This is a genomic window from Halomonas garicola, from assembly GCF_055382465.1.
Map to the genome: position 1 here is coordinate 1664950 of NZ_AP043931.1, position 25712 is coordinate 1690661.

Below are 25712 nucleotides of genomic sequence, written 5' to 3' on the forward strand. Positions count from 1 at the left end.
TCATCGTGGCCGATCAGGCGGACAAGGGCCGCTACCTGGCCTCTGAGTCGACGATGTACCGAGTGCTTCATGAATATGACCAGCAACACCATCGGGGCCGACAGCAGGCCCCACAGCGCAAGCGACCGCCGACCACGCACCAGGCCACGGCGCCAAACCGGCTTTGGTGCTGGGATATCAGCTGGTTACCGGGCCCTGCACGCGGTACTTGGTGGTACCTGTACCTGATCATGGACATCTTCAGCCGCAAGATCGTCGGGCACGAGGTCTACGAAACGGAAACCGGCGAACTGGCCGCCGAACTGATCCAGAAAGCCTGCTGGCGAGAGCATCTGACAGACCCTCATAAACCCTTGATTTTGCATTCCGATAACGGCAGTCCGATGAAGGCGGCGACCTTCCTGGAGAAGCTCTACGATCTGGGCATCACCCCGTCGTACAGCCGGCCAAGGGTTAGCAACGACTGTCAGTCTTTATACGTCGGATTCATAATCGATCCGGAAGACCTGGTCTTGGTGGCTTGACTCTTGCAATGATTGGCCGTTGCATGCCTTGGCGTTGATCTGTCAGCTCCGGACCGGGCACCTGATCCAGTATGGCGAAGCTGTGACTTAATAGGAGCCTGAAGGCATATACTCTCATGACAGTCCTGTCCACTTGGCCGATTCTGGAGACCATAACTCGACATACTCAGAGGCTGACATGACGGCTTTACAGTTACCTGATATCGCACCTTCCGGCCATATCGTCGTTGGGGTGGATACGCATAAGCATATCCATGTTGCTGCCGTTGTAGATACAACCGCTGGCCTACGATCAACGCTTTCAGTTACGGCGGACCGTGACGGCTTTGAAAAGCTGCTGGCCTGGCACGCTCTTTTGGTCGAATCCTGGCCTTTGGTGTGGAAGGCACCGGTTCCTACGGCGCCGCTCTGACTTCCTTCATTCGCCGGCATGACACGTTGGTCATCGAGGTGAGTCGCCCCAATCGCCGTCTCAGGCGGCTGAATGGAAAATCCGATACCCTAGACGCCGAGAATGCCGCCCGTGCTGTTCTGTCCAGAACGGCAACCGCTATACCCAAGGTGACCGATGGCACTGCTGAAATGGTTCGGCAGCTGAAGGTGGCTTATGATACGGCCGTCAAAGCCCGTACAGCGGCCATGGTGACCCTGAAGGCCATGCTGGTTCATGCACCAGACGATGTCCGGGCTAGCGCTGAAGCGAAAACGCCATTGGCGCTTGCACACAAATTTTCCAGGCTACGTCCCAGCTTGTTGGAGAATACGACAGATAGCATTAAACATACGCTTCGTTCCCTGTCTCGGCGCTGGATTTCTCTGGATGAGGAAGCCGGTGCATTGAATAAAATGATCTATGACCTTGTCCAAGAAGCCGTACCGCAGCTGGTCGAGTCGTATGGCATCAGCACTCACACGGCAGCAGAAATACTGATTGTTGTGGGAGATAATCCTGAAAGGATCAAATCCGAGGCGGCATTGGCAAAGCTGGCCGGCATTAGCCCTATTCCCGCCTCATCAGGCATGACATCAGGCCGATATAGAATCAACAGGGGTGGACACAGACAGCTCAATGCTGCCATCTATCGCGCGGCGATTGTGCGAATGCGAGGCCACGAGCCAACTAAGGTGTACGTTGCGCGAAGGACCGCAGAAGGCAAGACGAAACGTGACATTGTCAGGTGCCTCAAGCGTTACATCATTCGTGAGGTTTATCGTCTCCTACGGTATGGCCCCAAAGTAGCTGAATACGCGACTTGACAGATATAGGAGCATCAACGCCTTCGCCGAGTCGGCCTTCAAGACACTGAAGTACCGGCCGGGATTCCCCGCCGACGGCTTCGCCACGCTGGCCGAGGCACAAGACTGGGTCCAGCAATTCACCGAGTGGTACAACCATGAGCACCGGCACAGCGCCCTGCGCTACGTCACGCCGAGCCAGCGTCACAACGGCGAGGCCAAAGGCATTCTGACGCAGCGCCGAGAGGTTTTTGAAGCCGCGAAGCAGCGCCACCCGGAGCGGTGGTCAGGTGAGATCCGGAAACTCAGCCTGCCGGATGTAGTGCACCTGAATCCCGAACGGGACCCAGTACCACAGGCCGCAGGATTTTAAAGAGCCGAAGTCATTTTATATGGCAACTATGTTGACAGACTCCGCAACCGAGTGACAACAAGCCAATAGAACAACGTTCGCTTTTGATGCAGATGAACTCAGCAGCCAATTGGGCCGATTATTGGTGTGTTTGAGCGCCGCTGGCCCGACAGAACACGCCCGAAGGCAGTCATCCCAGGCGGCACCCCTCCTCAGCACGATTCCCTCACCACGCCAATCAGTGCCTGCCAAGCGCTTGACATGGACCACGGTGGAGTGATGCGCAGAACGTATTGTGCACAAATCAAAGGCCTGCGTGGGTCGCCTTTGGCATATTTTATTTTTGGCAACTTACAACATGCCAACTTATGCAAGACCTTATAATCATAGGCTATCATTTCATTGCTTATTTACCGAAGGCTTCTCAAGATTTAAGTCAAATCCGAACGAAGCGTTGAAGAAACTTTTTTAAGTGCTTCCAGACAACGGTTCTCCGCGGTGTTCAACTCCATTTCCATCATAGCTATATCTTCTTTCTGCTGCTCAAGAACCGCACGACGACGTTTGATAGTTTTCAACATCAATAATAACTGTTTTTCACTGCCGCTTGTGGTTTCGTCCCACAGGTCAAATAGCTCTTTGGTTTCTGCCAAAGATAGGCCCATACGCTTTCCACGCAAAATTAGTTTTAGTCGCACGCGGTCCTTGGAACTGAAAATTCTTGTCTGGCCCCGGCGAGTGGGATAAAGAAGTCCTTGATTTTCGTAAAAGCGTACGCTACGTGTCGTTACATCAAACTCCTGAGCCAAATCACCAATGCTGTATGTTTTTTTTGTCGCCATTAATAACTCCTCTCACCCCACCTGAATAAAGACCACATTGACACAAAATATAAACACTATCTACTCAGAGTAACGGAATATTTATAATGTTTAATTATTGGACATCGCCTGGTCACTCTCTTTCTTACGCAAGAACTTAAGCCACTAACTATTCAATTTTATTAACACCAACTTTAATAGCGACTCCTACACTTCATTTTTTAAAAATAGAGAAACCCTCTTAGCTTAGCTAAAATATTGCTGAATTATTACAATATACGGACATAGGGAGTAAAGAAAGCTACACTCACTCTACCTTAGGTTAATCACATATTAGGATAGTTCGGCCCACCCCCGCCTTCCGGGGTCACCCAGGTAATGTTCTGCGCCGGGTCCTTGATGTCGCAGGTCTTGCAGTGCACGCAGTTCTGGAAATTGATCCGAAACTGCGGCTGGCCGTCATCGTCTTCGACCACTTCGTAGACCCCGGCGGGACAGTAGCGGACTGCCGGCTCGGCGTATTTGGGCAGGTTGTCGCGGATGGGTATTGCCGGGTCCGAGAGCTTGAGGTGGCAGGGCTGGTTCTCTTCGTGGTTGGTGTTGGACAGGTAGACCGAGGAGAGCTTGTCAAAGGAGAGTTTGCCGTCGGGCCTGGGATACTCGATTTTTTCGCACTCGGCCGCCGGCTTGAGCGCGGCATGGTCCGGCGTTGTATCGTGGAGGTTGGGCAGCTTGCCGCCGCCGAGCAGCTGGTCGACAAAGTTGTAGGCGCCGCCGACCAGGGTGCCGTACTTGTGGAGGGCGGGGCCGAAGCTTGCGCTTTCCTTGAGCTCGGCGTAGGCCCAGCTCTGCTCCCACTTCTCCGTGAAAGCGGACAGTTCTTCCCCGCCTTCGCTTTCGTTGGCAAGGGCGTCGAATACGGTTTCAGCGGCGACCATGCCGGATTTCATCGCCGTGTGCAGGCCCTTGATCTTGGCAAAGTTCAGCGTGCCGGCATCGCAGCCGATCAGCAGACCGCCGGGGAAGGTCATCTTGGGCAGGCAGTTGAAACCGCCCTTGGTGATGGAGCGTGCGCCGTAGGCGACGCGCTTGCCGCCTTCCAGGTGCTTGGCCAGCACCGGGTGGTGCTTCATGCGCTGGAACTCGTCAAACGGCGACAGCCAGGGGTTTTGATAGGACAGGTCCATGATCAGCCCTACCATGACCTGATTATCCTCGCCGTGGTAAAGGAACCAGCCGCCGTGGGCGTGCTTGTCCAGCGGCCAGCCCGAGCCGTGCAGTATCAGGCCGGGTTCGTGCTTGTCTGCCGGAATGTCCCACAGCTCCTTGAGGCCAAGGCCGTAATGCTGCGGGTCTCGCCCTTCGTCCAGGGCAAAGCGCTGGATCAGACGCTTGCCCAGGTGACCGTGCGAGCCTTCGGCAAACAGCGTGTACCGGGCGCGCAGCTCCATCCCCGGCATGTAGCCATCCTTGGGCTCGCCGTCGGCGTCGACGCCCATATCGCCGGTGATAATGCCGCGTACGGCACCTTGCTCATCCTCAATGATGTCCTGGGCGGCAAAGCCGGGGAAGATATCAACGCCCAGCGCTTCGGCCTGCTCGCCGAGCCAGCGGCACAGATTGCCGGCGCTGGTGACGTAGCGGGTCTGGTCGCCGCCGGTGTTGTGCATGGCCCTGGGCACCAGGGCATTGGGCAGCTTCTGGGCCTTGTCGGCGTCTTTCAGCAGGTATAGCTCATCGCGCGTAGCAGGCGTCGTCAGCGGCGCGCCGCGCGCTTTCCAGTCGGGAAACAGCTCGTCCAGCGCGCGCGTTTCGAACACCGCGCCGGAGAGAATATGCGCCCCTACCTCAGAGCCTTTTTCCACCACGCACACGCTGAGTTCGCGCTCCGCGCTGTTGGCCTGCTGCATTAATCGGCAGGCCGCCGCCAGCCCCGAGGCGCCGGCGCCAACGATGACCACATCAAAATCCATGGAGTCGCGTTCGGTTTCCGCTGTCATAGAGCACCCACAAGGAAAATGGCCGACAGTGAGGATATACGACACCCAACTGCCGGCACTCTGAAAAGTTAAAAGGCGAGGGGCGATTAAAGCTTTTGCTCAAGCTCCGGCACGGCCTCAAACAGATCTGCCACCAGGCCGTAATCCGCTACCTGAAAAATCGGCGCGTCCTCATCCTTGTTGATCGCCACGATTACCTTGGCGTCTTTCATCCCCGCCAGGTGCTGAATGGCGCCGGAAATCCCTACCGCGACGTACAGATCGGGCGCAACGATCTTGCCGGTTTGCCCCACCTGCATGTCGTTGGGCACAAAGCCGGAATCTACCGCGGCTCGGGAAGCACCGATCGCCGCGCCGAGCTTGTCGGCGATGCCGTCAAGCAGCTTGAAGTTATCAGCACTGCCCATGCCGCGCCCGCCGGAAACGACCGCTCGTGCAGCACCCAGTTCGGGACGATCGCTTTCCGCCAGCGACTCTTTGACGAAGGCCGATATACTGTTGTCGATACTCTGTTCGACTACCTCAATGCTGGCGCTGCCGCCTTCGGCCACCGGCTCAAAGCCGGTAGCACGCACCGTGATAATCTTCAGGGCATCGCTGCTCTGCACGGTCGCGATGGCGTTACCCGCATAGATCGGACGCTTGAAGGTGTCGGCGGATTCCACGGCAATGATATCAGATATCTGTGCCACGTCTTTCAAGGCGGCAACCCGCGGCAGCGCGTTTTTGCCGTTCGTCGAAGCCGCCGCCAATACGTGGCTATAGTCATCGGCCAGCATGGCCAGCAGTTCGCTCAGCGGCTCGGCCAGCTGGTGGGCAAACACACGGCTATCGGCCACGCGCACCTTGCTCACACCGTCGAGTTTGGCGGCCGCCTCTGCCACGGCGTCGACGTTATCGCCGGCCACCAGTAGCTCAATATCGCCGCCGATCGCCTGGGCGGCGGCGACGACGTGGGCGGTCACACCGTCCAGCTCACCGTCCTGATGGTCGGCCAAAACCAGAATACTCATGAAATCACCTTGGCTTCGTTCTGGAGTTTGTCCACAAGCTCATCAACTGAGCTCACCCTGATGCCACCTTTACGTTCGGCCGGTGGTTCAACCTTGATCAGTGCCAGCTTGCTGGCCACGTCGATGCCCAGCTCCTCCGGGGTTTTGACGTCGAGCGGTTTCTTCTTGGCTTTCATCACATCCGGCAGCTTGGCGTAGCGCGGCTCGTTCAACCGCAGGTCGGCGGTCACCACCGCGGGCAGCGTCAGCTCAAGCGTCTGCAGGCCGCCGTCAATTTCGCGGGTCACCTGCAGCTTGCCGTCTTCCACGGTAATCTCGGACGCAAAGGTGCCCTGAGGGCGTCCGGTCAGCGCCGCCAGCATTTGTCCCGTCTGGTTGTTGTCGGTATCGATGGCCTGCTTCCCAAGAAGTATCAGCTCCGGCTGCTCTTCTTCGACGACCTTGGCCAATGCCTTGGCAGCTCCCAGTGATTCCACGCGCTCATCGGCTTGGACGTGGATGCCCCGATCGGCACCCAGCGCCAATGAGGTCCGCAGCTGTTCCTGAGCCGCTTTAGGCCCCACGGTCACCGCCACCACCTCACTGGCAATGCCTTTTTCCTTGAGACGCACGGCCTCTTCCACGGCAATCTCGCAGAAAGGATTCATGGCCATCTTGACGTTAGTAAGGTCAACGTCTGACTGGTCCGGCTTAACGCGAATCTTGACGTTATAGTCAATGACGCGTTTGATCGCGACGAGTATTTTCATAGAGGCATCCTAGTTTTATAATTTAATAGTAGCGATTAAAGGCCACTAGATAGAATAGAAATTATTACTCCACATTAAATTCTTACCGGCCACTAAGCGGCTGAATGGCATAATAGCTGATCCGTCTTCCTGAGAAACAAAGTAAATAGCTAACCATTCGTTTTAGGGCAATCGACGCTGAACTCAGTGAGTGCTCTTTATGAGCCTTAAGGCTCACGCTGTGAACCGCAATAAAATTGATGACCATTTGCACAAGGCATCGAATTTTGACTATAGGCGAGACACTCATGGGCTAAACTACCTTTGTTATCGTTAACCATATGGACATCCATAGAGTAAGTTCACCCTTACGTTCACGTCAATCTAGTTTTTAAATTTTTGACGGAATTGAGTAGGTCACCGTTGAATGCGCCATAGGCTCTTCTACTCCTTTGGAATAGACAAACACCTCCCCCACCGCCATCGTGCGCCCAACTTTGAGCATAGTGCCTCGCGCCGAGATTGGCGCATGGGCTACCGGCTTGCGAAGAAAATTGACGTTAAGGTTGGTAGTCACTGCCATTGGAACCAGGCCAATCTGACTTAGCAGAGCCGCGTAGAGCGTAACATCCACCAACCCCATTGTTACTGGGCCGGAAACGGTTCCGCCAGGACGAAGGTGCCTATCTTCAACCTCCAGGCCCATCTCGGCCCAGCCATCGCCCAGCGCTTGTAACTGGCCAAACGCCGCTCCCTGGGGAAATTGCTCCTGAAGAAATTGATCAAGTTCTGCAAATGTAACTTTCATCAGGTTTTGCGCGGGATACCCGGTAAGTCTAGTGCCGGGAGAGATAGCGCGTCGCCCCACCGGGCGACCTGGATCACGCCATCGCCTGCCCCGCTCCTCCTTTCAGATTGTTGGATGGTGTCAGGTGATAACCATAGCCGTCACCGCGTTGAATGTAGCTCACCCTGCAGATTCGGCCTATTTGCCGGCTGCTGGCCCGATTTGCCCCCACCGTGGCTTGATAGCATTACCATGCCTTCTGTCGGGCTTGACCAACATGCTGGACTCGGCAACACAACACGCTTCAGCAATGGGTTTCCCCACATCGGCCAGGCTAACCTGATAGCCGTTCTTGGCGATGAGGTCGTCGGGACGATCACATTGCCATCGCCGTGGCGGATCGCCATATCACCGGTCAGATGATGAAAGGCATTACGTTCGCCCCCTAGCTTTCCGTCGAGGCTAGCCACCTTTCGGGCGGCAGAGCTAAAGCCGTGATGTATCCCGGCATTCTGAGGTAGGCCCATGGTGTATTCCCGATATCCCTACCACTGAATGGATATGATATTTTGTATCATGCCATTACCTTTACGTGAAGGTAATGGCATGGTAGCAAGACCAAGGTAGAACAAGCTCAGGGCATACCAGCCTGGTAAAGAAGCATTGATGCTCTCACCACAGGGCCTCTGTAATACGTTAGTCGATGATTGGGTTGAAAACCGCTGGCAACATTATTACGTTTACGTCAACGTACACCACAGGGAAGGCCATCAAATGTGTTGGCTTAAGCTGGAACGCGAACCAACATAGACCTACTGCCTGGAAGCACTTGATAACGCACAGAAAAGGCCTAGCAAATAACAGCTGGTGGTGCGCTTGGCAAATGGCTTTGCCGCGGCCATGACCTTCCCCCGCTAAACCAAAAAGTGAGAAAACATGAAAACACCGTATTCGGAGCTTAATTTCGGCCTTGGCGAGACACTTGACATACTGCGTGAGCAGGTTAATAAGTTTGCCGCCACCGAGATCGCCCCGCGCGCCGAGGAAATCGACCGCACCAACGAATTTCCCGCCGACCTGTGGGAAAAACTCGGCGACATGGGCCTGCTGGGCATTACTGTGGATGAAGCCTACGGTGGCTCGGGTATGGGCTATATGGAACACGTTGTCGCCGTTGAGGAGATCAGCCGCGCCTCTGCCTCCGTCGGGCTTTCCTATGGCGCCCACTCAAACCTCTGCGTTAACCAAATTCACCGCAACGGCACCGAAGAGCAAAAGCAGGCCTATCTACCCAAGCTCGTCAGCGGCGAGCATGTTGGCGCTTTAGCTATGTCCGAGCCCAACGCCGGCTCCGACGTTGTCTCCATGAAGCTCAGCGCCAAAGACGCCGGTGATCATTACGTGCTCAATGGCAACAAGATGTGGATCACTAATGGCCCCGAAGCTAACGTCTACGTCATCTATGCCAAAACCGATAAAGATGCCGGGTCAAAAGGCATCACTGCCTTTATCGTCGAGCGAGACTACGCCGGCTTCAGTCGGAACCAAAAACTCGACAAGCTGGGCATGCGTGGCTCTAACACCTGCGAGCTAATATTTCAGGACTGCAAGGTACCCAAGGAAAATGTGCTGGGCGGTGTCGGCAACGGTGCCCGGGTGCTCATGAGCGGCCTTGACTATGAGCGCTTGGTTCTCTCGGGAGGGCCACTAGGGATCATGCAGGCCGCCATGGATCTTGTTGTGCCCTACATTCGCGAACGCCAACAGTTTGGTCAGGCCATCGGCGAGTTCGAGCTAGTTCAAGGAAAAGTGGCAGACATGTACACCTACATGAATACCGCCAAATCCTATGTATATATGGTGTCTCAGTCTGCTGACCGCGGTGAAACCACCCGTAAGGACGCCGCCGGTGCCATCCTCTATTCGGCTGAAATGGCCACCAAACTGGCGCTGGATGCCATCCAGCTACTGGGCGGAAACGGCTATACCAACGAGTTTCCCGCCGGTCGTCTACTACGTGATGCCAAACTGTATGAAATCGGTGCCGGCACATCCGAAATCCGCCGTATGCTGATCGGCCGGGAGTTGTTTAAGAACAATTGATTCCTGAAACACCAGTGCTTAACAGCCAACTTTTTTGCACGGCAAGCCTGGGTAACCCTGGTTAGCCAGAGGCGGGTAAACACACCAAGAAAAATGGGGATTTGGGCGTCTGGCGTTTCCTACATACGCCGCCCCAGCCTCAATGCACGGACGGGTAGGCCATGACGATACTTCAAAGCAGAATAAATCCGAGGTCGGAAGACTTCCAGACTCGGCAGGCGGCGATGGCAGAGGCCGTGGCAGACCTGCAGGACAAAGTGTCCAGCATTCATCAAGGAGGTGGCCCAGCCTATCAAAAACGCCATACAGACCGCGGCAAACTCTTGCCGCGTGAGCGCATCAACCGCCTGCTCGACGAAGGCTCAGCGTTTCTCGAAATAGGTCAGCTGACGGCCTACAACGTCTACGACGAAGACGTACCGGCAGCCGGTATCATCGCCGGTGTGGGGCAAGTCTCCGGCAGTGAATGCATGATTATTGCCAACGACGCAACGGTAAAAGGCGGCACTTACTATCCATTGACCGTCAAAAAACATCTGCGCGCACAAGAAATTGCGCTGGCCAACCACTTACCCTGCATCTATCTCGTAGACTCCGGCGGCGCTAACTTGCCCCATCAAGATGGAGTCTTCGCCGACCGAGATCACTTCGGACGTATTTTCTACAACCAAGCTCGGATGTCTGCCAATGACATCCCTCAAATCGCCGTCGTCATGGGTCTTTGCACCGCTGGAGGCGCCTACGTGCCGGCGATGGCCGACGAGTCTATTATCGTCCGCAATCAGGGCACTATCTTTCTGGCCGGCCCCCCACTGGTCAAAGCAGCCACCGGTGAAGAGGTCACAGCCGAAGAGCTGGGCGGTGCCGATGTGCACTGCAAAACCTCCGGCGTTGCCGACCATTACGCTGAAAACGATAGCCATGCTCTGGAAACGGCCCGGCGTTGCATTTCTCACCTTAACCGCCGCAAACCCGTTGACGTCGAAGTTCGCCAGCCCCTGGCACCCCGTTACGACCCTGAAGAAGTCTATGGCATCGTGGGTACCGATCTGCGCAAACAGTTCGACGTCCGCGATGTGATTGCACGCACAGTAGACGACTCAGCGTTTGATGAATTCAAACGCTATTACGGCCAGACCCTGGTGACCGGCTTCGCTCACATACACGGCTATCCGGTGGGCATCATCGCCAATAACGGCATCCTGTTCAGTGAGTCAGCGCAAAAAGGCGCACATTTTATCGAGCTTTGCTGCCAGCGCAATATTCCACTGGTGTTTTTACAGAACATCACCGGCTTCATGGTAGGCCAAAAATACGAAGCTGAAGGTATTGCCAAACACGGGGCGAAAATGGTGATGGCGGTTGCCTGCGCCAACGTTCCCAAAATTACCGTGTTGATAGGTGGCAGCTACGGCGCCGGTAACTACGGTATGTGCGGTCGCGCTTACAGCCCCGACTTTCTGTGGATGTGGCCCAATGCCCGCATCTCGGTCATGGGCGGCGAGCAGGCGGCCGGCGTACTGGCTCAGGTTCGCCGTGACAGAATGGAGCAGAAGGGACAGGAATGGAGTGACGCCGACGAAGCCGCATTCAAGAAGCCAATTGCCGACAAGTATGAGCATCAAGGCCATCCTTATTACGCCAGTGCCCGCCTTTGGGATGATGGCGTTATCGACCCTGCCCAGACCCGTGAAGTACTCGCACTTAGCCTTTCTACCACCCTTAATCGGCCGGCCAACTCCACCCGCTTTGGCGTATTCCGGATGTAATCGCGGAGAATCACCATGACAGAGAACCACACAGCACCCGCAGCGCAAACAGCGGTGGCACTTCGGCGCCACGCTCACGGTGTCAGCGAAATCGTGCTCAACCGGCCGGAAAAGCGCAACGCCTTTGACGATGTGATTATTGGCCAACTGCTCGATGTCCTGGCTGACGTTGATGCCGACAGCAACACTTCGGTAGTCATCATACGCTCAGCCGGCAAGCACTTCTCGGCAGGTGCCGATCTTGACTGGATGCGGCGCATGGCCGACAACAGTCACCAGGAAAACCTCGATGACGCGCGTCAGCTTGCCCGCCTAATGCAGACACTGAACCAAATTCGTCAGCCGGTTATCGGCCTGGTTCAGGGCGCCGCCTACGGCGGTGCCGTCGGTATCGCCGCCTGCTGCGATATTGTCATCGCCAACGAAAAGACCCGCTTTTGCCTGAGTGAAGTCAAACTCGGCCTGATTCCCGCAGTTATCAGCCCTTATGTAGTACGCGCTATTGGCGAGCGTCAGGCTCGGCGCTACGCCTTGTCGGCGGAAGTCATTAACGCCCGGGAAGCAGAAAAACTGGGGTTAGTACACATCGTCTGTGACGATATCGACGCCATGGATAGCTGCTGCGAAACAATGCTGCAACAGCTGGCTCAAAATGGCCCGGGTGCCATGCAGGCTGCCAAGGATCTTGTGCTAGCCGTTAGTCACAAGCCTATCGATGACGCCGTTCTCGAAGATACTGCCCAGCGCATCGCTGATATCCGCGTCGGCGTAGAAGGTCAGGAAGGGCTCAGCGCTTTTCTTGATAAACGCCATGCCTACTGGATGCCGGAGACCTCCTAATGTTTCATAAGATCCTGATTGCCAACCGGGGCGAAATTGCCTGCCGCATTATCCGGACAGCTCGCCGTATGGGGATCCGCTGCGTAGCGGTCTACTCTGATGCCGATGTCAACGCCCACCACGTCAATCTGGCCGATGAAGCCTTCCATATTGGTCCTGCACCGGCGGCCGACAGCTATCTGCGTACGGATAAGCTCATCGAAATCGCTGAGCGAAGCGGCGCCGAGGCCATCCATCCAGGCTATGGTTTTGTTTCCGAAAATGCTGAATTCGCCGCGGCATGTGAGGCTAACAACCTCGTATTCATCGGGCCGCCCTCTTCTGCTATTGCGTCGATGGGCTCCAAATCCGCCGCCAAGGTCATTATGGAAAAAGCCGGTGTGCCTCTAGTACCCGGTTACCACGGCGACGATCAAACGCCAGGCACCCTACGCTCAGAAGCCGAAAAATGCGGTTTTCCATTGCTGCTGAAAGCGGTGGCCGGCGGTGGCGGCAAAGGCATGCGCGTGGTGGAAGACATAGACGAGTTTGATTCAGCGCTCGACGCTGCCAAACGCGAAGCAACGAATGCGTTCAGCAACTCAGATATGTTGATCGAGCGCTACCTAACTCAGCCTCGTCACATTGAAATCCAGGTGTTCTGTGATCAGAGCGGCCGTGGCGTGTATTTGGCTGAGCGCGATTGCTCGGTTCAGCGTCGCCATCAGAAAGTTCTGGAAGAAGCCCCTGCGCCGGGGCTGAGCGAAGAAACCCACAGAGCCATGGGTGAAGCAGCGGTGAAAGCGGCGCAGGCGATTAACTATGTGGGCGCGGGCACTGTAGAGTTTCTTTACGATGTCGACGGCTCCTTCTTCTTTATGGAAATGAACACGCGCCTGCAAGTAGAGCATCCGGTTACCGAAATGGTGACCGGTGAGGACCTGGTGGAGTGGCAGCTGCAAGTGGCCTGGGGTGATCCCTTACCGCTGGATCAGCCGCAGATAAAAATTCACGGCCATGCTCTGGAAGCCCGCATCTATGCTGAAGACCCCGACCACGACTTCCTACCTGCCACCGGCAACCTGCGCTATCTACGCACGCCCAATGAAAGTGCCCATGTGCGAGTCGATACCGGGGTTGTCGAAGGTGATGACATCAGTATTCACTACGACCCAATGATTGCCAAGTTGATTGTTTGGGACAAAAGTCGCAATCGAGCCATTAACCGCATGGTCCAGGCGCTGGAGCATTACCGCATCGCTGGGGTAGCCACCAATATCCGCTTTATCCACGCGCTGACCGATAGCCAACCCTTTCGCGATGCTGATCTGACAACCGGTTTTATTGACGCTCATCGCGACAAGCTTTTTGCCGAATCAGAGTTCGGCACACACACAGCTTTGGTGCTGGCTACCGGTTTCATCATGGAGACGCCTAAGGCCGGCAATGGCAACGGCCCTGACCCCTGGTCACCCTTCAACCGCTCTGATAGCTGGCGCATGAACACCGAACATGCCCGACCGTTACAGCTCGAAGCCAACGACACCCTATACGACCTGACGGTGCGGGTACGTGCCAACCATTACCAGGTGTCCGTGGGTGACGCGGTTTATGATCTATACGCCAACCTGGTAGACGACTACCTTCAGGCCACCATTAATGACCATCGGATCAACGTCTACGGCAACCTGCATCACGATCACCTGGTGCTGTTCCACGGCGGTGAAAGCTTCCATTGCACCCGCTATCGAGAAAACTATGTCCTTGACGACTTAGCCCCCGAAGGCGGCCTCAATGCCCCCATGAACGGCACCATTGTGACGGTGCAAGCCGATGTGGGCGATGCGGTCTGCGCAGGCCAGACGCTGATCGTCATGGAAGCCATGAAAATGGAGCATACCATCAAGGCGCCGGCAGACGGTGTGGTCAGCGAGATTTTCTGCGTCGAAGGAGAACAGGTGGCTGAAAGCGCGGAACTGATTGTCGTTGAGGCCTCTGAACAAAACTCCGAGGAGGCAAGCTAATGGCACTGCCGAAACAGGTAAGGCTGGTGGAAATGAGCCCCCGGGATGGCCTACAAAATGAGCCTGGCTCTTTGGTTGCCACAGATATCAAAACCGAATTGATCAATCGCCTGGCCCATTGCGGCCTCAGCCACATTGAATCCGCCAGTTTTGTCTCGCCCAAATGGGTGCCACAAATGGCAGACGCCGCCGATGTGATGGCAAGCATCCAACGTCAGCCTGGTGTGCGTTATGCAGCGCTAACGCCCAACATGAAAGGTTTCGAGAATGCGCTGGCAGCGGGTGTGGACGAAGTGGCAGTATTTGCAGCTGCATCTGAATCCTTCAGCTTGAAAAACATCAACTGCTCTATCGCCGATAGCTTGAGGCGCTTCCAGCCGGTCATGGAGGCTGCCCAGGAACACAACATCCCGGTGCGCGGCTATGTTTCCACCGTACTGGGCTGCCCCTACGAGGGTGATATTGCCCCGCAGCAGGTAGCGTATGTCGCCGGCGAACTCGCCAACATGGGCTGCCATGAAATTTCCTTGGGCGACACCATTGGCACAGGAACACCGCTAAAAGCCAAGCGCATGCTAGAAGCCGTCACCACACAGGTGCCTACAGAGCGCCTCGCGGCACATTTTCACGATACTTATGGCCAGGCACTCGCTAACCTCTTTGCTGTACTGGAAGAAGGTATCGGCGTGATTGATGCCTCAGTCGCCGGTCTGGGTGGCTGCCCGTATGCCCGGGGTGCATCGGGTAACGTCGCTACCGAAGACGTACTCTACCTTCTTGAAGGTCTGGGCATTCGTACCGGCGTCAACTTGGAGCCCCTAATCGCCACCGGTGAATGGATCAGCCAGCAGCTTGAACGCCCCAACGGTTCGAAAGTCGGTCAAGCGCTTACTGTTCCATCAGGGGCCGCCACTGGTCAAGAAGTATAGTTACACCGACAACAACAATCGGAGGCAAGACAATGAATCAGGCTCTCCCAAGCTATACCAGCGGCACGTCTACCACTCCATTACTGGGCATGACCATCGGTGAAATGCTTGATCGCACCGCAAGTCAGTTCCCTGATAACGAAGCCCTGATATGCCTGCACCAAGGTATTCGCTGGACTTACAAAGAGTTCGTAACCAAAGTCAATGAAGCCGCCAGGGCTTTTTTAGCTATTGGCGTCCAGCACGGTGACCGCGTTGGTATCTGGTCACCCAACCGCTATGAATGGACGCTGACGCAGTTTGCCACAGCCAAAATTGGCGCTATTCTAGTCAACATTAATCCAGCCTACGGCGCACATGAGCTGGAATATGCCATGAACCTGGCGGGCATCAGCGTGCTGGTAACGGCCGACAAGTTTAAATCCAACAACTACCGCCAGACGCTCTATGAAGTTACTCCTGAGTTGCATACCGGCACGCCGGGTAGGGTTAAGTCACAGCGACTTGCTGACTTGCGTGCCGTCATCAATATGGACACAGAACAACACGCCGGCATGTGGAGCTGGGATCAATTTATCGGCTTTTCCCGGGACACTTCTCAGGAAGAACTGGACAAAGTACAAAGCCAGCTCCAGTTCGATGACCCCATCAATATTCAGTTTACATCCGGCACTACCGGCAATCCCAAAGGGGCTACGTTGTCCCACCACAATATTCTCAATAACGGATTTTTTGTCGGTGAAAGCCAGCGGTTGAACGAAAAAGACCGAATGGTTATTCCAGTTCCACTATATCATTGCTTCGGCATGGTCATGGGCAATCTGGGATGTATTACTCATGGCTCTACCATGATTTATCCAGAAGAGGGGTTTGACCCCAAGGCAGTGCTGGACGCCGTGCATCAGGAAAAAGCTACTGTCCTGTACGGGGTACCCACCATGTTCATTGCCGAGTTGGCCGACCCAGCCATTCACGACTGCGACTTGTCCAGCCTGCGCACGGGCATCATGGCCGGCTCCATCTGCCCTGCCGAAGTCATGAAGAAAGTCAACGAGCAGATGAATATAAAAGACGTGCAAATCGCCTACGGCATGACCGAAACCAGCCCGGTCTCGACGCAAACCAGCTCTCTTGATCCTTTTGACAAACAGGTCACTACGGTAGGTCGCACCCAGCCGCACCTAGAAAGCATGGTGGTCGATGTGCTGACTGGCAATGTACTTCCCCGGGGGGAAACCGGCGAGCTGTGTACACGCGGCTACAGCGTGATGCTCAAATATTGGAATAACGAAGAAAAAACACGCGAAGCCATCGATTCCGCCGGTTGGATGCACACAGGGGATCTGGCCATCATGGATGACGAAGGCTACATTCAAGTGGTTGGGCGCATCAAGGATATGGTTATTCGGGGCGGTGAAAACATCTACCCGAAAGAGGTGGAAGAATTCCTTTATACCCACCCTTCTATCAACGAAGTTCAAGTGACCGGCATTCCCGACACAACTTACGGTGAAGAGCTGGTCGCGTGGGTTCAGCTGCGTTCCGATGCTGATCCGGTGGATGCCGACGACCTGATAGCATTCTGCCAAGGCCAAATTTCTCACTTCAAGATTCCCCGGCACTACAAATTCGTGGACGAGTTTCCGATGACCGCAACCGGAAAAATACAGAAGTTCAAGATGCGCCAAGTTTCCATTGAAGAAATGGATGATTCAAAATAGCCATCAATTTCTTTATCTAAACAGCCGTGCCTCAAAATTCTGGGGCACGGCACCATCATTAACTACTGTCTTTTCTTTCTTGCCTTTTATCGGGCCATCTCTTAATTATCGTAAACTCACACTGAATAAAGGAAAATACATGTCAGCTTATTATCGTCTCATCGATAACACTATGGACGCTGAGAATGTAGTTACCGCCCACTATGCGCCTAACCATGCTGCACAAGGTGCATGGAACGCACATGAGCAGCACATGGCCCCTGCCACCGGTGTGATATGTGCCGAGATAGAGAAATTTCTACCTCGTAGTGATTTACGAATTGGACGCATTCATCTCGATATATGGGGGGTCATCTGGTTTTCTCCATTTACCATTCAAACTCGAATTATACGGCCGGGCCGAACTATAGAATTGATTGAGTCCCGCATGGAGGCCGAGGGTAGGACCTGCATCATAGCGACATGTTGGCGCATGAAGATCAGTAATACCCAAGAAATATCCAGCTCGGTAAATACGGTCACTGCTCACCCTGATAAAATGCAAGGCTGGAACGGAATGCAGCAATGGGGTGGCGGATTTATTGAGAGCATAATATTTAAAATCGATAAGCAAGAAGATCAAGAAATTATTTGGTTGAAAAACGATTTGAATATGATTGAAGGAAAGGAAACTTCTTCCTTTGTGCATATAATGGGAATGGTCGATACGGCTAATGGGGTGGCTAACCGAATTACAGCCGACGATTGGATATTTCCGAATGTTGACTTGAATATTAATTTATTACGACTACCTCAGGGCCGCTGGCTAGGGATTAATGCCACCCAGGAATATGGAGTTGATGGTATTGGCTTGACCAGCTCGATATTGTACGATGAGTTCGGCATGTTTGGCCGAAGTGAGCAGACGCTGACCATACGTAGAATTAATAAATATATATAAACTCAACTTATTCGACTTAAGCCAAACTCTAGTGTATATGCCGGATGCAATATGCATTGACTATCCGTTTCGTAAATAACTCAGGCCGCTGCTCCTGCCCTTCCTTCATCGCCGCTAGCAGCTCTTGATAGTGTAAAGCCTTCTGTGAGATAGACTAATTATACGTCCGAATATAGCGCGTGAATCTATGTTACAGGGTGGATGCAGATTCTGAACGCAACACCTTCATTGAGTAGTTGATGAACGCTCGTGATGTTTGGCCATCACCTCGCTCATCACTTCAATCGGACATTTAAAATCAAAACGTTTTCGCGGACGCATGTTTAGCTCGAAGGCAATGGCGTCGAGCTCTTCCTGGCTGTATACCGACAGATCCGTTCCCTTCGGTAGGTACTGCCGGATCAAGCCATTGATATTTTCATTGGCTCCTCGCTGCCAGGGACTATGCGGGTCACAGAAGTAAATCGCGACGCCGGAGCGCTGCGTGATCTCGGCATGACGCCTGACGAATCCCCACGAATATGTTGCTACTCGCCGCATAGGCTCTGCTCCCTGACTTCCTCGCGAAGTCGTGCTCGGAGGGTTGTCCAAGCAGGCCAAGGCACGGCGTCGGGTTGATGACGACGAAGACATTCCAAGCCCAGGCGCCACACGGAAAGCACGCTCCGGTGCCGGATACTGTTGCTCTGATAGCGCCGCTGTTGCCCCCGGGCTCGGACATCCAGGCCGGCCACCATCATGGCCACGTTCGCCAACATGGCGATCAGCAGCAGGACCTCGATGCGCTTGCCCTGGCGAGACTGATGCATGCCGAAGCCCAGCCCGAACAAGGGACTTTTGACATCGCGGAACCCTTCCTCAATCTGCATGCGCTGTCGGTAGATCGTTACCACTTTATTCGCCAGCGTTGAGCGGTCCGGCAGATTGCTGACCAGCACCCAGGGCTCCTGCTGACGCCGGGCGATCGTCCGGCTGCCGCCGTCCCGAGAGATCCGGCCTTGTTTATTGCGATGCTTACGTCCCCGTGGCGGTCGATAATAGAGCACCATCTGAGCGCGGAACGGATGGTTTTCGGCGATCCGGACGGAGCCCCACGCCTGCGGTTCCGATGTCGCGTGTTGAAACAGGGTCTTCACGGGTTGCCATGCTTCGCCTGACGCCTGGTAACGGGCGGGCTGACGGACCCGTCCAACGATATACCAGCCGCGCGCTTCAACGGCCCGAAACCACGGGTTACGAAAGCCGGCATCGGTCACCAGGATCGGCGTGGCCTTGTCGGGCAGGATCCTTGCCAGCGCATCCAGCAGATAGGCTTCACAGTATGGGCATCCTTCCTTGTGATGAACCTTCTCGAAGATGGGCAGCGATCGCCCGGCGAAGGGCACCGCCGCACGCAGCAGGAAATGCCTGCCGCGGTCATCAATCGGCGACCAGTCCACCAGAATCAGTGGGCGCGTTGTATGGCCGATCAGCAGCGAGGCCATGAGCCAATAGAACAGCGGTCGTTCCTGATGAAGGTGAGGGTTGCCTAATAGTCGATCGACTCGTTTGATGGCGTGCTTGGCATCCGTCGAGCTCGGCAACGCACGGCCAATGGCCGTTAATCCCAGACGTCGCTCGCCCAGCAGAGCGCCAACGGTATCGAGGACGGTCTGTAGCCGCTTGGCATGGATCACGGAGAGTGAAGACGTCAGCAAGTTATGCAAGAATCGAGGGGCCTGCATGGGTCTCCTTCGCATGTTGTTGTGTGTCGTAACTCACAACATGCATGACTCATGCAGGCTTTTTCAATCCTATCATGCTGATTTTATTACCCATTTCATGGGGATTCCTCAGGCATGACGCGCCATTTCCCGGCCCTGGTCGTATGTCATCGTCTTGCGGGCCGCCAGAGGCATCTGGTTTAGCGCCGCACTGAAGCCTTCAACCGCTGACGTAGCCGATGCGTCACGCATTTTCGCCAGCAGTAGATAGCCGCTGCTCAGTTCAACCAGCGTGCCAACGGCGGAGCCGTTGTTTTTGCCCTTGATCAGGTCACCTTCCCAGTGGCCGGGCATTTCACGCGTGTCGACCTCGGGAGGACGCAGGTGAATACTGACCATGTCAGAGATCTGGCCCCGCCGATCCACTTCGCCACGGCGAGGCTTGCGCGTGGATTTACCCTGCCGCAGGCAGTGGATCAGCTCCTTGCGAAGCTGGCCAACGGGCAAGGCATAAATGGCGTTGTAGATCGTTTCGCGGCAGACGTAAGCATCGCGCAGGTCGGGTATGTCCATGGCCTTGAGCTTGCCGCTAATCTGCTCGGGAGACAACCGTCGACGGAGCATATGGGCCACCAGTTCAAAGCGCTCGGTGCCGGGTATCAGCTTGCGCTTTGGACGACATGGCGCACGCCGTCTTTGGCGTTGCTGCTGAGCCTGCCGGGCACAGTACGCACGCTGGCCAGTCAGGTTGCGGCGCACTTCACGAGAAATAGTAGAAGGAGCGCGCTCAAGAATCCAGGCAATGTGCCTCTGGCTCATGCCCTGGGCACGGCTAACCTGGATGGTGGCGCGTTCTTCAATGCTGAGTTCGACGTATGACATGGGGCAACACCATAGCAACATAGGCGGGTGTTACTCTCAGTATCTGCAGATAAGAAGGCATATGCGGCGAATGGCACAAATTCGTGGGGAACCGTCAGACTTTACTTGGCAATTACAGTCGGCATGTATATTCTGGCTCAACAGAGCCGAACGTTAGCTCACTACGCTTATCTTAAATCTTTCGCTGTGATCAAACATCGCGAATGCAGCATATATCTAAGGGATAAATAAAATGAAAAAAATCAAAATAACTATTATCAATAGCGTTTTGGCACCCATAATTTCTATAGCATCTTTGGTAGCATTGGCAGAAGAAATTTCGGCAGATGAGTTCGAGAAAAAAGACGAAATGAAGCATCCAATATTGGTCCAGGCCCCCATGCCAATTGAGGCCAAAGAATTCGCTGGTCGCTTGGAGAATGTTAAAGTAGAAAAATCAGGATCAACCTTTATATTTTATATAGGCACAGTAGATGATTATCCGGTCATTGTTTCAAAAACAGGAAAAGGCATGGAGAATACGGCAGCAGCAACTGCCGTTGCGATAAATAAATATAAACCTTCTGCCATTATCAACCAAGGCACATCTGGCGGACATGACCCGGCTCTCAATGTTTTTGACATTGTCTTAGGTGAGCGAACGGTTAATATCGGTTCCATGAAAACAGGGGACCGTGCGGAGGGAGAAGGTATTGAAGCGAAAAACTGGAAGCCTATGGACATTATGGCTTCTGAAGGGAGTGCCGGTGAAGACCCAAATGCTGAAAAGGCTCGCTATTATGAAGCAGACCCAGAGCTTTTGGCCATAGCTAACCAAGAAAAAAATAACCACAAAAAAGGGAAAGTAGTTAAAGGAACAATTGGTTCAGCTGATCTATGGAATAATGAAATAGATCGCATCAATTGGCTCCATGAAAATTACGGCACATCAGTCGAGGAAATGGAATCGGCATCGGCTGCAATGATTGCAAAAGCATACGAAGTGCCATTCCTGGCGATTCGCATTTTATCGAACAATAAAACAAACCAAGGCGCTTATAATGCAGATACAGCAATTGCGAATCAGAAATATGTTTACAAAGTAGTTCGAGAATACATTTCAACACTAAATAACAAGTGAGCTTTTATTTCCTTAACCCATGAAATGTTGATAAACCTATTTGCCTACTGGCAAATCACTACTGATGAACAGCTCAGCCTGCTGGGTCTTGCCAAAGACAAGCAAAAGACTCTCACCCATGAAAGGGATAAGTTGAAGCGGGCGAGCGTACTCCTGGACATACACAAGTCCCTTCGCTTGCTGTTCCCTCACAACCGCGAGCTGGTGTACGGGTGGATGACCCAACCGAATAGAGCCTTTAACGGGGCGACTCCCGTGCAGATCATCGACGAGCGGGGTATGGTGGGGCTGTACATGACATGGTGCGGGCTTATCTGGATGTGCAGAGGAACCGGTAGGCATGGCTTTTAACAATCCGACGGCTTTCCGCCCAACCGCCGCGCGCGGCAGAAAATGCCGGCCACGGTCATCAATCGGCGGCCAGTTCACCAATGCTGGGTAAGATCACTCATGACTCCATTCGCTCAAGATTTGGGGCCCAGTATTTCGGGGACGACCCACACCACGGAAGCTACAGGCATGTCACCAGCGATTGTTTATTGCGAAACGTTTACGATGACGCAAGGCTAGGAACCGATAACTTTTATGTCAGCCGCCTCCTTTAGCCTCGTCCACCGGGCGCCCGAGCTCCAGCTTCTTCCTAGCTTGGGATCACGGTCTGGTCCACTGCTTTAATAGACCAATCCGTACCCGGCTTCGGATTCCCGCCGTTCAAATCTTCAAACAGCCATGTGGTCTCCGCCAGCAGAGACCACATGGCTTGGCAAGGAGGAAGTATGACACAACCCGGGCAACTTTTGCCGTCAGATGGCTGCCTACACCTTGTTGGCGACTGGACGCTGGCACATTTTTCCCGACTGAGGCGCGAGGTTGAGCAACAGACGAAAATTCCTCCGTCGCTGGACCTTTCGCAGCTTGGGGCTCTTGACACGGCCGGCGCCGCTTTGCTGGCAAAACTCATTAGCCCCGAGCGGCTCGCGGCCATTGATGACTGGGCCCCCGCGCTGCCAGCTGAACGCCGGGCTCTACTGCATACCGTGGCCGATGCCATGGCACAAAGCCCCCCTCCTCAGCCCCGCCCTACCCGGCCCGTGAAAGACTTCCTGGCCGAAACCGGCCGACGTGTCGAAAAATTTTGGCACCAGCAATGCCAGCTTATGGGCTTCATGGGCCAGGCTCTGGCAACGCTTGCTACCGGTATCTGGCGGCCGCGCCGTTGGCGCCTGACGTCTTTAGTGGCACAGATCCATCAAACGGGTCTCAATGCCCTGCCCATCGTCGCCCTGCTGACTTTCCTGGTAGGCGCCGTCATGGCTTTTTTGGGCGCCACTGTGCTGCGCGACTTCGGCGCCACAATCTATACAGTGAACCTGGTCGCCTTTGCTTTTCTGCGCGAATTTGGTGTGTTACTGGCCGCCATACTGGTTGCTGGCCGCACCGCCAGCGCCTTCACCGCCCAGCTCGGCGCCATGAAAGCTCACGAAGAACTCGATGCTATCCGCGTCCAAGGGCTTAACCCGATGGAATTGCTGGTGCTCCCCCGGGTGTTGGCAACAATGGTCACTATGCCAATACTCACCTTTGTCGGCATGCTATGCGGGCTGATCGGTGGTGCCTTGGTCTGCCTCCTGGCCCTGGATATCTCACTGACCCAGTTTCTCGCTATTTTGCAACGTGACATCCCGCTTAAACACTTTGTGATTGGCTTAAGCAAAGCCCCATTATTCGCCTTTGTGGTCGCCTTAATCGGCTGCCAAGAAGGCTTTAAAGTCAGCGGCAGCGCTCAGTCGGTAGGCGAGCACACCACATCCAGCGTGGTACAGTCGATCTTCATGGTTATTCTGCTTGATGCCGCCGCCGCGCTTTTCTTTATGGAGATGGGCTGGTGAATCAGGCCACAGAAGCTCAGATAAAATCACCGCTGATTCGGGTACGCGGATTGGAAAACCGCTTTGGTAGCCACGTCGTCCACGAAGACCTTGACCTAGACTTGCGGCAAGGCGAAATACTCGGAGTAGTAGGCGGCTCGGGCAGCGGCAAATCGGTGTTAATGCGTAGTATCATTGGCCTATTGCGCCCTAACGCTGGTGCCATCACGGTGTTTGGCAAGGACCTACAACAGCTTACTTCACAGGACCGCTCGCGAGTGGAGAGGCGTTTCGGGGTGCTCTTTCAGCGAGGCGCACTTTTTACCTCTCTAACACTCGCAGAGAACGTGGCTCTGCCGCTGATCGAACATGCCGGCCTTGCCCGGGACGATGCAGAGATGCTAGCGCAGGTTAAACTGGCACTGGCTGGCCTCCCCGCTCAGGCGGCCGCCAACTATCCCGCCGAGCTCTCCGGCGGAATGGTCAAGCGTGCCGCCCTGGCTCGCGCTCTGGCGTTGGATCCCGAGGTTTTATTTCTCGACGAACCCACCGCCGGTCTTGATCCCATCGGTGCAGAGGCCTTCGACCGTCTAATTCTGACCCTTCGCGACGCCCTTGGGCTCAGCGTTTTTTTGGTCACCCACGACCTGGATACCCTTTATGCGACTTGCGACCGGGTCGCTGTGCTGGCACGCCGTAAGGTCTTGGCCGCCGGCCGGCTCGACGTAGTCTCGACGCTCGATGACGACTGGATTCGCGACTACTTTCAGGGCTCACGGGGACGTGCTGCCCGCCATATTCCCCCCACTACCGAGGAAAGCTGACCATGGAACCCCGCGCTCACCACGTGCTGATCGGACTATTCACGATAATCACCCTCGGTGGCGCTCTACTGTTTGCCCTGTGGCTTGGCAAGACCAGCGTCGAACACGATTACTCCTATTACGAGGTTGGTTTCAGCCGGGCCGTCAGCGGGCTTTCTGAAGGCAACAAAGTCCAATATAGCGGAATCGAGGTCGGCGATGTTGTCAGATTAAGCCTCGACCCCGAGGACCCACGACATGTACGCGCGTTGGTACGTATCTACAGCGACATTCCCATCAAGCAAGACACCAATGCGAGCCTTGCTCTAGCCAACATTACCGGTAGCATGAATATACAATTACGTGGCGGGACCCCGCAAAGTCCCCGCCTAAAAGGCGACCGTGAGCATCCACCGCTAATCGAGGCCAAACCTTCCCCGCTAAACTCGCTGCTCTCTAATAGCGAAGAGCTCTTCACCCAGGTAGACACTCTGTTGGAAAAGGCGAACCGTCTACTGTCCGAAGAAAATGCCGAACACGTGACGCGTATTTTGAGCAACGTTGATATCGCTTCGCAGTCACTAGTCGACGAACGCGGCACCATCGACAAGACGCTGACCCAAGTCCACCGTGCCAGCGTACAGGCTGAAAAGAGCCTGGCGAGTTTCGCACGTCTAAGCGAATCTACCCACGGATTACTGGAAGAGCAGGGACAGCCCATCATGCAAGCTGCACACCAAGCCATGCGCGACCTGGCCACTACCACCGAGCGTCTATCAACGCTCACCGCCACACATGAAGAATCGCTATCCCAGGGCCTGCAAGGCATTGGCGAACTTGCTCCCGCCATGTTCGAGCTACGTAGTACGCTGAGCCAGCTGAACCGCATTACACGTCGCCTCGAAGAAAGCCCGGCTGATTTCCTACTTGGCCGCGACCCGATCCAGGAGTTCACACCATGATCTTGCGCGTACGCCTCGGCATTCTACTCCTTGCCGTATTAATAACCTCGTCGGCCTGCAGCCTACTACCCGATCAAACGCCACAGCGTACCTTCTTGCTACCCGCCACAACGCAACCTGCCTCTTCTGAGCCTTCGCTTGACATGACACTGCGCCTGGAAACGCCTCGCGCCGCCCGATTACTCGCCAGCCCACGCATTCTGGTACGTCCCAATCGCCAGGAAATAAGCGTCTACGCCGGAACACGGTGGAATGACGATGCGCCGGTGCTGTTGCGCGATCGTCTCATCGAGGCCTTTCGCCAGGACGGGCGCCTGGCAACAGTGGTAGGAGAAGGCAGTCGAGTCCAGAGCGACCTCACTCTAAGCAGCGATCTCGGCGCCTTCCAAAGCGAGTACAACGGTGACCAGGCTCCGCAGGCAGTCATCCGCCTAGACGTGCAGCTGCTCGACGAAAGCAACCGCAACGTGGTCGCCAGTCGGCGTTTCGACGTCCGTCAGCAAAGCGATTCTCCTCAACTTGAGTCGGTAGTCGACGCTTTCGGCTTGGCCGCTGACGAGCTTGCAATCCAGCTGGTCGACTGGACCCTTGCCAACACAGATGATTGA

The 25712-nt window shown here is 54.9% G+C and carries 22 protein-coding genes and 3 pseudogenes; 17 read left to right on the forward strand and 8 right to left on the reverse strand.

Annotation, left to right across the window (positions count from 1 at the left end; translation table 11 throughout):
- Window positions 1–143: 143 nt before the first annotated feature.
- The 4 genes and pseudogenes from ACZ46Y_RS08150 to ACZ46Y_RS08165 all read left to right on the forward strand — a co-directional run.
- A pseudogene (locus tag ACZ46Y_RS08150) lies at window positions 144–464 on the forward strand (transposase); the annotation flags it as partial.
- A gap of 238 nt (window positions 465–702) precedes the next feature.
- Window positions 703–936: a hypothetical protein gene (locus ACZ46Y_RS08155; protein ID WP_464380031.1), complete on the forward strand. Its 234-nt coding sequence runs from the start codon at window positions 703–705 to the stop codon at window positions 934–936.
- Window positions 903–1781, forward strand: coding sequence for a transposase (locus tag ACZ46Y_RS08160; RefSeq protein WP_464380032.1), 879 nt, complete (start codon window positions 903–905; stop codon window positions 1779–1781). Before ACZ46Y_RS08155 ends, ACZ46Y_RS08160 begins: the two co-directional genes overlap by 34 nt.
- Before the next feature lie 13 nt (window positions 1782–1794).
- Entirely contained in the window at window positions 1795–2133 is a 339-nt protein-coding gene (locus ACZ46Y_RS08165) for an integrase core domain-containing protein (protein WP_464380091.1), read from the forward strand.
- Between the two features lie 410 nt (window positions 2134–2543).
- Here ACZ46Y_RS08165 and ACZ46Y_RS08170 read toward each other — a convergent pair whose 3' ends face one another.
- The 5 genes from ACZ46Y_RS08170 to ACZ46Y_RS08190 form a co-directional block, all read right to left on the reverse strand.
- Entirely contained in the window at window positions 2544–2954 is a 411-nt protein-coding gene (locus tag ACZ46Y_RS08170) for a MerR family transcriptional regulator (protein ID WP_311957481.1), read from the reverse strand.
- A 305-nt stretch (window positions 2955–3259) separates the two neighbouring features.
- Window positions 3260–4933 (reverse strand): electron transfer flavoprotein-ubiquinone oxidoreductase, encoded by a 1674-nt coding sequence (locus ACZ46Y_RS08175; RefSeq protein ID WP_311957479.1) that lies wholly within the window; start codon window positions 4931–4933, stop codon window positions 3260–3262.
- An 86-nt stretch (window positions 4934–5019) separates the two neighbouring features.
- On the reverse strand, window positions 5020–5946 hold the full coding sequence (locus ACZ46Y_RS08180; RefSeq protein ID WP_311957477.1) for an electron transfer flavoprotein subunit alpha/FixB family protein: 927 nt from the start codon (window positions 5944–5946) through the stop codon (window positions 5020–5022).
- Entirely contained in the window at window positions 5943–6695 is a 753-nt protein-coding gene (locus tag ACZ46Y_RS08185) for an electron transfer flavoprotein subunit beta/FixA family protein (RefSeq protein ID WP_311957475.1), read from the reverse strand. The genes ACZ46Y_RS08180 and ACZ46Y_RS08185 overlap by 4 nt, the downstream gene beginning before the upstream one ends.
- Before the next feature lie 370 nt (window positions 6696–7065).
- Window positions 7066–7482 (reverse strand): PaaI family thioesterase, encoded by a 417-nt coding sequence (locus ACZ46Y_RS08190; RefSeq protein WP_311957473.1) that lies wholly within the window; start codon window positions 7480–7482, stop codon window positions 7066–7068.
- Window positions 7483–8397: 915 nt separating this feature from the next.
- Between ACZ46Y_RS08190 and ACZ46Y_RS08195 the strand changes: the two genes are divergently transcribed.
- The 7 genes from ACZ46Y_RS08195 (at window position 8398) to ACZ46Y_RS08225 (ending at window position 17766) form a co-directional block, all read left to right on the forward strand.
- Window positions 8398–9564 carry an isovaleryl-CoA dehydrogenase gene (locus ACZ46Y_RS08195; protein WP_311957472.1) on the forward strand — a complete coding sequence of 389 codons (1167 nt, stop codon included), beginning with the start codon at window positions 8398–8400 and terminating at the stop codon, window positions 9562–9564.
- 161 nt (window positions 9565–9725) lie between these two features.
- Window positions 9726–11333: a carboxyl transferase domain-containing protein gene (locus ACZ46Y_RS08200; protein ID WP_311957471.1), complete on the forward strand. Its 1608-nt coding sequence runs from the start codon at window positions 9726–9728 to the stop codon at window positions 11331–11333.
- A gap of 15 nt (window positions 11334–11348) precedes the next feature.
- The gene (locus tag ACZ46Y_RS08205; RefSeq protein ID WP_311957469.1) at window positions 11349–12173 is read left to right on the forward strand and encodes an enoyl-CoA hydratase-related protein; all 825 of its coding nucleotides are present in this window, start codon (window positions 11349–11351) and stop codon (window positions 12171–12173) included.
- Window positions 12173–14176: an acetyl/propionyl/methylcrotonyl-CoA carboxylase subunit alpha gene (locus ACZ46Y_RS08210; protein WP_311957466.1), complete on the forward strand. Its 2004-nt coding sequence runs from the start codon at window positions 12173–12175 to the stop codon at window positions 14174–14176. The genes ACZ46Y_RS08205 and ACZ46Y_RS08210 overlap by 1 nt, the downstream gene beginning before the upstream one ends.
- Entirely contained in the window at window positions 14176–15105 is a 930-nt protein-coding gene (locus tag ACZ46Y_RS08215) for a hydroxymethylglutaryl-CoA lyase (RefSeq protein ID WP_311957463.1), read from the forward strand. Before ACZ46Y_RS08210 ends, ACZ46Y_RS08215 begins: the two co-directional genes overlap by 1 nt.
- A gap of 32 nt (window positions 15106–15137) precedes the next feature.
- The gene (locus tag ACZ46Y_RS08220; protein ID WP_311957461.1) at window positions 15138–16826 is read left to right on the forward strand and encodes an AMP-binding protein; all 1689 of its coding nucleotides are present in this window, start codon (window positions 15138–15140) and stop codon (window positions 16824–16826) included.
- Window positions 16813–17766, forward strand: coding sequence for a thioesterase family protein (locus ACZ46Y_RS08225; RefSeq protein ID WP_311957460.1), 954 nt, complete (start codon window positions 16813–16815; stop codon window positions 17764–17766). Before ACZ46Y_RS08220 ends, ACZ46Y_RS08225 begins: the two co-directional genes overlap by 14 nt.
- A 225-nt stretch (window positions 17767–17991) precedes the next feature.
- Here the strand turns inward: ACZ46Y_RS08225 and ACZ46Y_RS08230 are convergent.
- The 3 genes and pseudogenes from ACZ46Y_RS08230 to ACZ46Y_RS08240 form a co-directional block, all read right to left on the reverse strand.
- Window positions 17992–18306, reverse strand: a pseudogene (locus tag ACZ46Y_RS08230) (IS30 family transposase); the annotation flags it as partial.
- Window positions 18294–19490: an IS4 family transposase gene (locus ACZ46Y_RS08235; protein ID WP_311882096.1), complete on the reverse strand. Its 1197-nt coding sequence runs from the start codon at window positions 19488–19490 to the stop codon at window positions 18294–18296. The pseudogene ACZ46Y_RS08230 and the gene ACZ46Y_RS08235, both read right to left, overlap by 13 nt.
- Before the next feature lie 111 nt (window positions 19491–19601).
- Window positions 19602–20351, reverse strand: a pseudogene (locus ACZ46Y_RS08240) (IS30 family transposase); the annotation flags it as partial.
- 232 nt (window positions 20352–20583) lie between these two features.
- Between ACZ46Y_RS08240 and ACZ46Y_RS08245 the strand changes: the two are divergent.
- The 6 genes from ACZ46Y_RS08245 (at window position 20584) to ACZ46Y_RS08270 (ending at window position 25712) form a co-directional block, all read left to right on the forward strand.
- Window positions 20584–21471 (forward strand): 5'-methylthioadenosine/S-adenosylhomocysteine nucleosidase, encoded by an 888-nt coding sequence (locus ACZ46Y_RS08245; RefSeq protein ID WP_311957117.1) that lies wholly within the window; start codon window positions 20584–20586, stop codon window positions 21469–21471.
- Between the two features lie 24 nt (window positions 21472–21495).
- On the forward strand, window positions 21496–21822 hold the full coding sequence (locus tag ACZ46Y_RS08250; RefSeq protein ID WP_376717595.1) for an antitoxin Xre/MbcA/ParS toxin-binding domain-containing protein: 327 nt from the start codon (window positions 21496–21498) through the stop codon (window positions 21820–21822).
- A 425-nt stretch (window positions 21823–22247) separates the two neighbouring features.
- Window positions 22248–23360: an ABC transporter permease gene (locus ACZ46Y_RS08255; RefSeq protein ID WP_311957119.1), complete on the forward strand. Its 1113-nt coding sequence runs from the start codon at window positions 22248–22250 to the stop codon at window positions 23358–23360.
- Entirely contained in the window at window positions 23354–24163 is an 810-nt protein-coding gene (locus ACZ46Y_RS08260) for an ABC transporter ATP-binding protein (protein WP_376717596.1), read from the forward strand. The genes ACZ46Y_RS08255 and ACZ46Y_RS08260 overlap by 7 nt, the downstream gene beginning before the upstream one ends.
- Before the next feature lie 2 nt (window positions 24164–24165).
- The gene (locus tag ACZ46Y_RS08265; RefSeq protein ID WP_311957123.1) at window positions 24166–25104 is read left to right on the forward strand and encodes an MlaD family protein; all 939 of its coding nucleotides are present in this window, start codon (window positions 24166–24168) and stop codon (window positions 25102–25104) included.
- Window positions 25101–25712, forward strand: coding sequence for an ABC-type transport auxiliary lipoprotein family protein (locus tag ACZ46Y_RS08270; protein ID WP_311957125.1), 612 nt, complete (start codon window positions 25101–25103; stop codon window positions 25710–25712). The genes ACZ46Y_RS08265 and ACZ46Y_RS08270 overlap by 4 nt, the downstream gene beginning before the upstream one ends.

What these genes read in the sequence shown, in the direction of transcription:
- ACZ46Y_RS08265 (WP_311957123.1), top strand. Translation starts at nt 24,166, where the DNA reads ATGGAACCCCGCGCTCACCACGTGCTGATCGGACTATTCACGATAATC.
- ACZ46Y_RS08170 (WP_311957481.1), bottom strand. Translation starts at nt 2,954, where the DNA reads ATGGCGACAAAAAAAACATACAGCATTGGTGATTTGGCTCAGGAGTTT.
- ACZ46Y_RS08250 (WP_376717595.1), top strand. Translation starts at nt 21,496, where the DNA reads ATGTTGATAAACCTATTTGCCTACTGGCAAATCACTACTGATGAACAG.
- ACZ46Y_RS08205 (WP_311957469.1), top strand. Translation starts at nt 11,349, where the DNA reads ATGACAGAGAACCACACAGCACCCGCAGCGCAAACAGCGGTGGCACTT.
- ACZ46Y_RS08270 (WP_311957125.1), top strand. Translation starts at nt 25,101, where the DNA reads ATGATCTTGCGCGTACGCCTCGGCATTCTACTCCTTGCCGTATTAATA.
- ACZ46Y_RS08255 (WP_311957119.1), top strand. Translation starts at nt 22,248, where the DNA reads ATGACACAACCCGGGCAACTTTTGCCGTCAGATGGCTGCCTACACCTT.
- ACZ46Y_RS08210 (WP_311957466.1), top strand. Translation starts at nt 12,173, where the DNA reads ATGTTTCATAAGATCCTGATTGCCAACCGGGGCGAAATTGCCTGCCGC.
- ACZ46Y_RS08225 (WP_311957460.1), top strand. Translation starts at nt 16,813, where the DNA reads ATGATTCAAAATAGCCATCAATTTCTTTATCTAAACAGCCGTGCCTCA.
- ACZ46Y_RS08190 (WP_311957473.1), bottom strand. Translation starts at nt 7,482, where the DNA reads ATGAAAGTTACATTTGCAGAACTTGATCAATTTCTTCAGGAGCAATTT.
- ACZ46Y_RS08175 (WP_311957479.1), bottom strand. Translation starts at nt 4,933, where the DNA reads ATGACAGCGGAAACCGAACGCGACTCCATGGATTTTGATGTGGTCATC.
- ACZ46Y_RS08195 (WP_311957472.1), top strand. Translation starts at nt 8,398, where the DNA reads ATGAAAACACCGTATTCGGAGCTTAATTTCGGCCTTGGCGAGACACTT.
- ACZ46Y_RS08180 (WP_311957477.1), bottom strand. Translation starts at nt 5,946, where the DNA reads ATGAGTATTCTGGTTTTGGCCGACCATCAGGACGGTGAGCTGGACGGT.
- ACZ46Y_RS08235 (WP_311882096.1), bottom strand. Translation starts at nt 19,490, where the DNA reads ATGCAGGCCCCTCGATTCTTGCATAACTTGCTGACGTCTTCACTCTCC.
- ACZ46Y_RS08185 (WP_311957475.1), bottom strand. Translation starts at nt 6,695, where the DNA reads ATGAAAATACTCGTCGCGATCAAACGCGTCATTGACTATAACGTCAAG.
- ACZ46Y_RS08245 (WP_311957117.1), top strand. Translation starts at nt 20,584, where the DNA reads ATGAAAAAAATCAAAATAACTATTATCAATAGCGTTTTGGCACCCATA.
- ACZ46Y_RS08215 (WP_311957463.1), top strand. Translation starts at nt 14,176, where the DNA reads ATGGCACTGCCGAAACAGGTAAGGCTGGTGGAAATGAGCCCCCGGGAT.
- ACZ46Y_RS08155 (WP_464380031.1), top strand. Translation starts at nt 703, where the DNA reads ATGACGGCTTTACAGTTACCTGATATCGCACCTTCCGGCCATATCGTC.
- ACZ46Y_RS08220 (WP_311957461.1), top strand. Translation starts at nt 15,138, where the DNA reads ATGAATCAGGCTCTCCCAAGCTATACCAGCGGCACGTCTACCACTCCA.
- ACZ46Y_RS08200 (WP_311957471.1), top strand. Translation starts at nt 9,726, where the DNA reads ATGACGATACTTCAAAGCAGAATAAATCCGAGGTCGGAAGACTTCCAG.